12 protein-coding genes and 1 pseudogene are annotated in these 9,978 nt (G+C 67.7%); 9 read left to right on the forward strand and 4 right to left on the reverse strand.

Annotated elements, in window-relative coordinates:
* Together mshA and ACFWF3_RS11875 are read left to right on the forward strand one after the other, a co-directional pair.
* Positions 1–1,253, forward strand: a 1,253-nt coding sequence (mshA, locus tag ACFWF3_RS11870) for a D-inositol-3-phosphate glycosyltransferase (RefSeq protein WP_379313652.1), incomplete at its 5' end; no start/stop codon positions are given.
* Positions 1,250–1,744, forward strand: coding sequence for a YbjN domain-containing protein (locus ACFWF3_RS11875; protein ID WP_379313654.1), 495 nt, complete (start codon positions 1,250–1,252; stop codon positions 1,742–1,744). The genes mshA and ACFWF3_RS11875, both read left to right, overlap by 4 nt.
* A gap of 51 nt (positions 1,745–1,795) precedes the next feature.
* On the opposite strand, the gene ACFWF3_RS11880 is transcribed toward ACFWF3_RS11875, so the two are convergent.
* Positions 1,796–2,971: a lipase family protein gene (locus tag ACFWF3_RS11880; protein WP_378991049.1), complete on the reverse strand. Its 1,176-nt coding sequence runs from the start codon at positions 2,969–2,971 to the stop codon at positions 1,796–1,798.
* A gap of 187 nt (positions 2,972–3,158) precedes the next feature.
* Here ACFWF3_RS11880 and ACFWF3_RS11885 point away from each other — a divergent pair, with 187 nt between their 5' ends.
* The 4 genes from ACFWF3_RS11885 (at position 3,159) to ACFWF3_RS11900 (ending at position 5,562) form a co-directional block, all read left to right on the forward strand.
* A complete protein-coding gene (locus ACFWF3_RS11885; protein ID WP_379313655.1) occupies positions 3,159–4,052 on the forward strand; it encodes an ROK family protein in 894 nt (297 codons plus the stop codon).
* Between the two features lie 86 nt (positions 4,053–4,138).
* Positions 4,139–4,315: a hypothetical protein gene (locus ACFWF3_RS11890; protein ID WP_170112119.1), complete on the forward strand. Its 177-nt coding sequence runs from the start codon at positions 4,139–4,141 to the stop codon at positions 4,313–4,315.
* 27 nt (positions 4,316–4,342) lie between these two features.
* Positions 4,343–5,080, forward strand: coding sequence for a phosphoglyceromutase (locus ACFWF3_RS11895; RefSeq protein WP_378634111.1), 738 nt, complete (start codon positions 4,343–4,345; stop codon positions 5,078–5,080).
* 134 nt (positions 5,081–5,214) lie between these two features.
* Positions 5,215–5,562, forward strand: coding sequence for a DoxX family protein (locus ACFWF3_RS11900; protein WP_379313656.1), 348 nt, complete (start codon positions 5,215–5,217; stop codon positions 5,560–5,562).
* Between the two features lie 77 nt (positions 5,563–5,639).
* Here ACFWF3_RS11900 and ACFWF3_RS11905 read toward each other — a convergent pair whose 3' ends face one another.
* Positions 5,640–6,350, reverse strand: a complete 711-nt coding sequence (locus ACFWF3_RS11905) for an NADPH-dependent F420 reductase (RefSeq protein WP_379313657.1) — start codon at positions 6,348–6,350, stop codon at positions 5,640–5,642.
* Between the two features lie 106 nt (positions 6,351–6,456).
* Between ACFWF3_RS11905 and ACFWF3_RS11910 the strand changes: the two genes are divergently transcribed.
* The 3 genes from ACFWF3_RS11910 (at position 6,457) to ACFWF3_RS11920 (ending at position 8,892) form a co-directional block, all read left to right on the forward strand.
* Positions 6,457–6,837, forward strand: coding sequence for a winged helix-turn-helix transcriptional regulator (locus ACFWF3_RS11910; RefSeq protein WP_379298636.1), 381 nt, complete (start codon positions 6,457–6,459; stop codon positions 6,835–6,837).
* A gap of 130 nt (positions 6,838–6,967) precedes the next feature.
* Positions 6,968–8,206, forward strand: a complete 1,239-nt coding sequence (locus ACFWF3_RS11915; protein WP_056816211.1) for a cell wall metabolism sensor histidine kinase WalK — start codon at positions 6,968–6,970, stop codon at positions 8,204–8,206.
* Positions 8,203–8,892 (forward strand): response regulator transcription factor, encoded by a 690-nt coding sequence (locus ACFWF3_RS11920; protein ID WP_056814516.1) that lies wholly within the window; start codon positions 8,203–8,205, stop codon positions 8,890–8,892. Before ACFWF3_RS11915 ends, ACFWF3_RS11920 begins: the two co-directional genes overlap by 4 nt.
* A gap of 191 nt (positions 8,893–9,083) precedes the next feature.
* Here the strand turns inward: ACFWF3_RS11920 and ACFWF3_RS11925 are convergent, their stop codons facing one another.
* Positions 9,084–9,413, reverse strand: a complete 330-nt coding sequence (locus ACFWF3_RS11925; RefSeq protein WP_378634123.1) for a hypothetical protein — start codon at positions 9,411–9,413, stop codon at positions 9,084–9,086.
* 70 nt (positions 9,414–9,483) lie between these two features.
* Positions 9,484–9,978, reverse strand: a pseudogene (locus ACFWF3_RS11930) (hypothetical protein); the annotation flags it as partial.

Raw genomic sequence — 9,978 nt, forward strand, 5'->3', positions numbered from 1 at the left:
GGATGAATGTCTACGTGCTGCAAACCGCGCTCGAGCTGGCCAAACGGGGCACCGAGGTGGAGATCTTCACCCGGGCGACCTCCTCGGAGCTGCCGCCGGTGGCCGAGGCCGCACCCGGCGTGATCGTGCGCCACGTGGTCGCGGGCCCGTTCGAGGGACTCGACAAGCACGAGCTGCCCACCCAGCTGTGTCCGTTCACCGCCGAGGTGCTGCGCCAGGAAGCGCGGCATCTGCCGGGCCACTACGACCTCGTGCATTCGCACTACTGGCTGTCGGGCCAGGTCGGGTGGCTGGCACGCGACCGCTGGCGGGTGCCGCTGGTGCACACCGCGCACACCCTGGCCGCGGTGAAGAACGCCGCGCTGGCCGAGGGCGATACTCCCGAACCCGAGACCAGGGTGATCGGTGAGAAGCAGGTGATCGCCGAGTCCGACCGGCTGGTGGCCAACACCGGTGACGAAGCCCGTCAGCTCGTCGAGCTCTACGGCGCCTCGCCCGACCGCATCGACGTGGTGCCGCCCGGCGCCGACCTGACCCGTTACCGGCCCGGTGACAAGCTCGCCGCGCGCACCGAGCTCGGGTTGCGCGCCGACGAGCAGATCGTCGCGTTCATCGGCCGGATCCAGCCGCTCAAGGCCCCCGATGTCCTCGTGCGCGCGGCCGCCGAGCTCCTCGGCCGTGATCCGAACCGCAAGCTGCGCGTGCTGATCGTGGGCGGACCGTCCGGCACCGGACTGGCCAGACCCGACGCGCTGATCGAACTGGCCGCCGACCTCGGCATCGCCGAACGGGTCACGTTCCTGCCGCCGCAGCCCGCCGACAAGCTCGTGCAGGTGTATCGCGCGGCCGATGTGGTGGCCGTGCCCAGCTACAACGAATCCTTCGGCCTGGTCGCCATCGAGGCGCAGGCCAGCGGTACCCCCGTTCTCGCCGCCGACGTCGGCGGTCTCGGCACCGCGGTCCGCAACCACGAATCCGGGTTGCTCGTGCCGGGGCATCGCACCCCCGACTGGGCCGACGCGCTGGCCGCCCTGCTCGACGATCCCGACCGGCTCACCCGCATGGGCGCCACCGCCGTGGAGCACGCCAGCCGGTTCTCCTGGGCGCACACCGCCGACGGCCTGCTCGACAGCTACGCTGCCGCGATGGCCGGATTCCGCACCGAACGCGGTCCCATCGCTCTGCACGCGGGCGAGACCAGGCAGGCCAGATCGCGGGCGCTGTTGCGGCGCCGGACGGGAGTGCGCAGGTGAGCACCGTTTCGCAGGTAGTGGACGACACGCTGCGCGATCGCGAGATCGAGTACACCCGCCACGATGACGACACCTTCATCGTGGTGCTGCCCGGCGAGCGCAAGCTGAAGACCACGGTGATGCTGACCGTCGGCAAGCACGGTGTCCGCATCGAATCGTTCGTGTGCCGCAAGCCGGACGAGAACTTCGAAGGCGTCTACAAATACCTGCTGCGCCGCAACCGCCGCCTCTACGGCGTGGCCTACACCCTCGACAATGTCGGCGACATCTACCTGGTGGGCCGGATGTCCGCCGAGTCGGTCACCGCCGACGAACTCGACCGCATCTTCGGTCAGATCCTCGAAGCGGTCGACAACGACTTCAACATCCTGCTCGAGCTCGGGTTCGCCGAATCCATTCGCAAGGAATGGAAGTGGCGGGTCTCGCGCGGTGAGTCACTGAAGAACCTGCGCGCCTTCGAGCACCTCATCGACGACGCCGACAAGGTCTGAGAAAACAACGATGCCGGACAGGAAAGTTCCTGTCCGGCATCGTTTTTCAGCTCAGCAGTTCGTCGGGACCGGTTCGTTGCGGAAGCGGGCCTCGACGTAGTTCCACGCGTCCGGGAAACCCGCCACAGCGGCGGTCATGTGCTCGGAGATCTCGACCGTGTTCAGCTGGACCGGGGCACCCTGACCACACCAGCGGGCGATGGTCTCGGCGACCGGAGCGTACGGGGTGAGGATGTCGTACTTGCCCTGCCAGATGTAGGTGGGTGCGGTCGGCGCGCCCTGGAAGTGCACGAGGCTGTTCTCGCGCAACACCCCACGGGCCACCTGGCTGCCCATCAGCTCCTTGGACGCCGCCATCTGCTCGGCGTTGCGCAGGGCACCGTGGAACAGCAGGAAGCGACGGCACGCGTCCTTGGTGAATTCACGGAACCACAGGCCGTTCTCGTTGAGCTGGTCCGACACCGGCACCTGCTCGGGGTACTCGCGCTCGATGCCCATCGCGGCGGCGAAGGCGAGACCGAAGCCGGGGTGCGGCGCGAAACCCAGTGCGTCGGCCATCAATTCGAGGTCGGCGGGGATGCCGCCGGACACCACGGCCGCGAGCTTCAGTTCCGGTGCGTAGGTGGGCTGCAACGCACCCGCCCACGCGGTGGCCATGCCGCCGCCGGAGTAGCCGGCGATCGCCACCGGCGAGTTGCCGACGCCGAGCTCGGCGACCTTCTGCACCGCGCGCACGCTGTCGAGGGTGACCATGCCGCTGAGCTTGGCCGCACCATAGGCCACCGTCGGGCCGAGGTAATCGGGCACCGAGATCGCCCAGCCGCGCGCCAGCGGCAGCATGGCGCCCGGCGCGTCCTGCAGCTCGCCGTTGAACAGCGACTGCGACGGATTGCAGCGGGTGCCGATGGAGTTGATCAGCGCCTGGTACGACACCAGGGGCGGGTTCTTCACGCCGATCGGCATGAGCACGGTGGTGATGCCCATGATCGCGTTGCCCGCCGAATTGGTGGAGCGGAACGCGACCTGGTGGCCTTCGGTGCCCGGGTACATCCAGGTGTCGATGTGGCGGGTCCGCACAACGTCGCCGGGTGCCAGCGCGGCGATGTCGGCGGGTGCGGTGAAGAACGGATCCGGATCAGGCGTCGGATACAGCGGGTTCGCGCCCGCGGGCGCGGCGAACAAGCCCACAGATAGCAGACTCAACACCAGTACAGCGATTTTCGACACAGCTTTCCTTCATCAACAGTAGTGCTGCCCAACGAGACGACCCGACCCGTGTCGAAGTATCTAACGAAAACCTGTGATTTGTACCGACCAGTAGTCAAAGTGTCGCGTGCCACATGTTGTGATGACTCACATCAGGTGCGGGCGAGGTGTGCGGCGACGCGGCCCGGCACGGGAGGTAGGAGTGGTGATGGCGGTGCTTGCGCTCGATATCGGGGCAACGAAATTCGCTGCGGGACTTGTGGACCCGCACTACCGGCTGCACGGGGTGCGCCGGGCCCCCGCCGCCTCGAACGATCCGTGGGCGGCGTGTCGAGACCTTCTGGTCGCTGTGGCAGGTGACAACGAGGTGAGCGCGGTCGGGATCGGAGCGGCGGGGCCGGTCGATGTGCCCGCGGGAACGATCAGGCCGTTGAACCTGGCGGCGTGGCGCGGCGGGTTCGCGATCGTCGACCACGTGCGCGCGCTGTTCCCGAACGCGGTGGTGCGGTTGGCCATCGACGGCGCCTGTCTGGTGCTGGCCGAGCATCGGGTGGGCGGGTTGCGCGGGGTGGACAACGGCCTGGCCATGACGGGGTCCTCGGGAGTCGGTGGGGGGATCGTCGCCGACGGTCGGGTTGTGTTGGGGCGCACGGGAAACGCCGGTCACATCGGGCACATCGTGGTGCCCGGGGATGACACCGCCTGTCCCTGTGGGGGATTCGGGTGCGTCGAAGCGGTGGCGAGCGGGATGTCGTCGGTGCGCTGGGCGCGGGCGCGTGGCTGGGCCGGGGCGAGCGGGATGGAGCTCGCCGAGGCCGCGCATCGTGGCGATCCGATCGCGCTCGCTGCCATGGCGCGTGCGGGAACCGGCCTCGGTGCGGGAATCTCGTCGGCCGCCGCGCTACTGGATGTGGATCGGGTGGTGATCAGCGGCGGGTTCGCGCATTCGGGGGAGCCGCTGTGGGGACCGTTGCGCGCTGCCGTCGCCCGGCATGCGCGGCTCGAGTTCGTCGAGGAACTGTCGGTGGAACTGTCGACGTTGAGCGAAGGCGCCACACTGGTCGGTGCGGGGGTGCTAGCGGTCGAGGCCGCCGCGGATTGAGGCGATATGAGGACTCTTCGGTCCGGCCGACAGTGTGCTCGGCGCGTTCGTTCGGCCTGGTCACCGGCGGGCGTAGCCTCCATGAGGTGGCTGCCGACTACGTGCCGGGCGATGTCGTCCATATACCGGAGGGTCCGTTCCAAGGAGTGTGCGCCGTAGTGCGCGAAGTCGACTCGGTGGCGTCACGATTACAGGTCGACGCGCTGGTCAAGGGCGGGCCGTACGAGATCGTCATCGGCTTCGACGAGGTGGAGTGGGCCTGACATCACCGCAATGTCAGAATGACCCCTATGACCTACACCCTCGTGCTGCTGCGCCACGGCGAGAGCGAATGGAATGCCCTCAACCTCTTCACCGGTTGGGTGGACGTCCAACTCACCGACAAGGGCATCGCCGAGGGCAAGCGGGCCGGAGAGCTGCTCAAAGAAGCAGGCATCCTGCCCGATGTCGTCTACACCTCGCTGCTGCGCCGCGCGATCAGCACCGCGGACAACGCGCTCGGCACCGCCGACCGGCTGTGGATCCCGGTTGTGCGCGACTGGCGCCTCAACGAGCGCCACTACGGCGATCTGCAGGGCAAGAACAAGGAGCAGGTCCGCGAGCAGTACGGCCAGGAGCAGTTCATGCTGTGGCGCCGCAGCTACGACACCCCGCCGCCGCCGATCCAGCCCGACAACGAGTACAGCCAGGAAGGCGACCCGCGCTACGCGGGCATCGAGGTCCCCGAGACCGAGTGCCTGCTCGATGTCGTCAAGCGGATGGTCCCGTACTGGGAAGACACCATCTCCAAGGAGCTGCTGACCGGCAAGACCGTGCTGGTCGCCGCGCACGGCAACTCGCTGCGCGCGCTGGTCAAGCACCTCGACGGCATCTCCGATGAGGACATCTCCGGCTTGAACATCCCCACCGGCATTCCGCTGGTCTACGAACTGGACGAGAACATGCGCCCGGTGAAGGCCGCCGAATACCTGGACCCGGCCGCTGCCGCCGCCGGTGCCGCCGCTGTCGCCAACCAGGGCGGCAAGTAACTCCCAGCGCTTCGGCCCCACACCGTCCAACGGTGTGGGGCCGTCGTGTTTTCCGGGCGATGTCACACTCGCGGGGGCTGTGTCGTCACCTCGGTAGATACCGCGAAACACGCGGCTGCCGAAGGAGTTACGCCATGTACACCGCCTACGTCATCGTCACTGTCGTCGCCGCACTGTGGGTGGGGTTCTCGGCGTTCTCGCTGGTGCGCCGGGCACCGTTCGTGGTGGAGCCGCTGGTGGAATACGGCGTGCCGCAGACCTGGTGGACACCGCTGGGCATCGCCAAGGCCCTCGGGTCGATCGGGCTGCTGGTCGGCCTGTTCGTGCCGGTGATCGGGGTTCTCGCCGCGATCGGGCTGATCCTGTACTTCGCGGGTGCGGTGGTGACGGTGCTGCGGGCGCAGTCGTACAAGACGGTCGCGTTCCCGGTGCTGTACCTGGCGCCGGTCGCCGTGGCGCTGGGTTTGGGGATCGCAGCCTGAACATCCCGGCACGGCCGAGGCCGGTGTGATCGTGTGGATGACGACGCATCCCACGATTGCGCCGGCCCGACCGTGTGTCAGGCGTCGGCGACCGCGAAGGCCGCCGACAGTGGAGGCAGCATCGCGCGGGCATCGAGGCCGGCGAACCAGAGGCCGACGGTGAAGACCGAGGTCGCCTCCAGATATCTGGCGCGGTGCAGACCGCCCGCGGTAAACGGTTGCAGGGCCAGTTCTTCGGCGAGCCGGGCCACTGTCTGTACCGCCGCCGCGTCGTCGCCGCAGATCGGGACGGCCAACCGCACACCGTCGAAGACTCGGTCGGCGCCTGCCCACACCTCGGCGGCGAGGAGGTTGAAGGCCTTGACCACGTGGGCTTTCGGTGCGGCCGCGGCGATGCGTTCGGCCACCGCGTCCTCGCTCAGGACGAACGCGGTGACGCCGTCGGGTGCCGATTCGTCGGGCAGGAACGCGTTGGTGCAGTCGATGACGATCTTTCCGGCCAGCTCGGCGCCGTGTGTGGTGAGCAGTTCGGTGAGCGCGCTCACGGGTACCGCGAACAGCACTACCTCGGCGAAGGCGATCGCCGCGCTGATCGTCTCCGGTCGCACGTCGACCGGAGATCTGCTCGCCCGGTCGGCAGCCGGTCCGCTGATCGCGTTGATCTCGGACGCGAGTGCCCGCGCCGAGTCGGCCGAGCGGGCCCCGATCAGCACCTCGTGGCCCGCCGTGGCCCAGCCGCCACCCAAAGCGGACGCCATCGCGCCCGCGCCGATGATTCCGATACGCATGAGAACTCCCGTGATTTGTGCCGAGCCCGGTGGCATCGGCCACACCGACGCTAGAAAGGCCGAAAGGCACCCGCGGGTGCCTTTCGGCGGTGGCACGCTGGTACCCATGACCGCCGCCGAACCGGTGCAATACCCGCCCTACGGTGACTACGAGGCCGACTGCCCCGCGCGAATGGCGGTGGACCTGTTCGCGAACTCGTGGCTGCCGGTGGTGGTGTACCTGTTGCGCGATGGTCCGCAACGTCACAGCGAACTTCTGACGGGGGCCGGCGGGATCAGTCAGAAGATGTTGACCCAGACGTTGCGGCGGATGGAGCGGATGACGCTCGTACGCAGGCGGCGGTATGCCGAAGCGCCGCCGCGAGTGGAGTACGAACTCACCGAAGCGGGCCGCGATCTGCTGGTTCCGATTTATGCGCTCGGCGCATGGGTCGACCGACACGGGCCCGCGGTGACCACCGCGATGTACGGCGAACCGCCCGGCTGACACGCCCGGCGAAGGTCCAGGTGCCTGCTGGGTGAACGGCAAAAGAACGCCATGCCAAGTGCCTGTGACCTGCGCGAAACTTCGTCGACCCGCCGACGTTATGTCGGTCCGCACTCGTACGATCAATCTTGTGAGTGTTCCGCAGGCCGTGCTGTTGGCAGTCCTCGCGGCTGTCGTCGGGCTGGCAGTCGGTGGCCTGCTGATCCCGTTCGTCAATGCCAGGCAGGCCGCCCGTACCCAGGAAGACACCGGGCTGACGATGTCGCAGGTGCTCGACCTGATCGTGCTCGCCTCCGAGTCCGGCATCGCGGTGGTCGACGAATACCGCGATGTGGTGCTGGTGAATCCGCGCGCCGAGGAACTCGGGCTGGTCCGTAACCGGTTGCTCGACGAACGCGCGTGGGCCGCCGTGGAGAAGGTCCTCGCGACCGGCGAATCCGCCGAATACGACCTCACCGCCAAGAACCCGCTACCCGGCCGCGGCCGGATCGCCGTGCGTGGTGTAGCCCGCAAACTCTCCCGCGAGGAAACCAGCTTCGTCGTGCTGTTCGCCGACGACGATTCCGAGCAGGCCCGCATGGAGGCGACGCGGCGCGATTTCGTCGCCAACGTCAGCCACGAACTCAAGACCCCCGTCGGCGCGATGAGCCTGCTGGCCGAGGCCATGCTGGAATCGGCCGACGACCCCGAGGCCGTGCGCCACTTCGGTTCGCGCGTGCTGGGCGAATCGCGGCGCCTGGGCAAGATGGTGACCGAGCTGATCGCCCTGTCGCGATTGCAGGGCGCCGAGAAACTGCCCGACCTGGCCGTGGTCGACGTCGACACGGTGGTGCAGCAGGCGGTCGACCGCTCGCGCACCGCCGCCGAGGCCGCGGGCATCACCGTCAGCACCGACCGGCCCAGCGGGCTGGAAGTGCTCGGCGACGAAACGTTGCTGGTGACCGCGCTGTCGAATCTGGTGGAGAATGCGATCGCGTATTCACCACAGGGTTCGCATGTGTCGGTGAGCCGGTCGCTGCGCGGCGATCATGTCGCGATGGCGGTCACCGATCGTGGTATCGGGATCGCCAAGGAAGACCAGGAACGGGTGTTCGAGCGGTTCTTCCGCTCCGACAAGGCCCGCTCCCGCTCGACCGGCGGCACCGGGCTCGGCTTGGCCATCGTGAAACACGTGGCGGCCAACCACAACGGCGAAATCACCCTGTGGAGCAAACTGGGCACCGGCTCGACGTTCACGCTGCGCATCCCCGCCCATCTGGAAACCGATGGGGACGAGGACGCGGAACAGACGCCGGAGTCCACCACGAGAGAAACCACCGTCCCGCGCACTCTCGCGGGACGAACGAACGGTGTGGAGGCACGCAGATGACGAGTGTGTTGATCGTCGAAGATGAGGATTCGCTGGCGGAGCCGCTGGCGTTCCTGCTTCGCAAGGAAGGCTTCGACGTCACCGTCGTCGGCGACGGCCCGTCCGCGCTGGCCGAATTCGACCGCTCCGGCGCCGATATCGTGCTACTGGACCTGATGCTGCCCGGCATGAGCGGCACCGACGTGTGCAAGCAGTTGCGCACGCGCAGCGGCGTGCCGGTGATCATGGTGACCGCGCGCGACAGCGAGATCGACAAGGTCGTCGGGCTGGAACTGGGCGCCGACGACTACGTCACCAAGCCGTACTCGGCGCGCGAGCTGATCGCGCGGATCCGGGCCGTGCTGCGCCGCGGCGCCGGTGACGAGCTGGACTCTGGCAGCGAGAACGGTGTGCTCGAGGCTGGACCGGTGCGGATGGATGTGGACCGCCACACCGTGCACGTCAACGGTGGCCAGGTCACCCTGCCGCTCAAGGAGTTCGACCTCCTCGAGTACCTGCTCCGTAACTCCGGCCGCGTACTGACCCGCGGCCAGCTGATCGACCGCGTCTGGGGCGCCGACTACGTGGGCGACACCAAGACCCTCGACGTCCACGTCAAGCGCCTGCGCTCGAAGATCGAAGCCGACCCGGCCAAGCCGGAACACCTGGTGACTGTGCGAGGCCTCGGCTACAAGCTCGAGGCTTGACCGCCTCCCCGATAACGAAAGGATCCCGTCGGCACACCGACGGGATCCTTTTCGTTCATAGACGGAATGACTGATCTAGCGAGAACATGGGTAACTCACCGGGCACGAGCCAACGAACTAGATGCCTTGCCGCCGGCCGCGTACATAGGTCTCCCCGCACCTAGATCTGGCCAAGAGTCGCGGAGAGGCGGTCAGAGCACGCTCCAGGCGGTGCCGAGGGGGGTGTCGATCTTCTTCAGGGCGACCACTTCCACGCCGTCGAACTGCTTGCAGTCGTAGATCGGCACGTCGGCGCCGTTGCCGCGGCAGCCGATGGGCGAGGAGGTGCCCTTCGTGCTGATGATGATGTATTTGCCGTTCTTGGCGGCGTCGATCGCGGCCGGGTCGTTGTAGTTCACGAAGTCGGCCGTGAAGTCCGCGTACGCGGCCGGATCACCGTTCGGTTCGGCATTGGCCAGGCCGGTCATGGAGAGGGTCGCGCCGATCGCGAGGGTCGCTGCGTAGATCGCTTTCTTGGACATGAACAGCTATCCAACCCGAGTTCGGTGACGGATGCACGACCTACAGATGAACCGAATGGTTACGAGGCTTTCACTCCGCGTGATTCGATCTGTGAGGTTCGGGGTTCATCCGCTCGGCTTCGACCGTCGCCGGATGCACCGCGACCAGGCCGAGGCCCTCGCGCCGGCGGCAGTGCTTGGCGAGTTCGTCGTAGGCGGGCGCACCGAGCAGCTCACGCAGTTCCGGGCCGTAGGACTGCCAGACCGGCTTCGCGCCGACGTGGGCGTCGGGAGAGCCGGTGCAGTACCAATCCAGATCCAGGCCGCCGGGTCCCCAGCCGCGCCGGTCGTATTCGGTGACCACGGTGCGCAGGATCTGCTCGCCATCCGGGCGTTCCACCCAGTCCTGGGTGCGTCGGATCGGCAGCTGCCAGCACACGTCCGGCTTCACTTCCAGGGGTTCGATGCCCTTGCGCACGGCCATGATGTGCAGCGCGCAGCCGGGGCCCGCCGCGAATCCGGGACGGTTGAGGAAGATGCAGGCGCCGTCGAAGCGGCGGGTGCGCAGGGCCGGTTCGTCCTCGAG

Origin of the sequence: Nocardia sp. NPDC060220, from assembly GCF_042727815.1 — a bacterium.
GTDB lineage: Bacteria > Actinomycetota > Actinomycetes > Mycobacteriales > Mycobacteriaceae > Nocardia.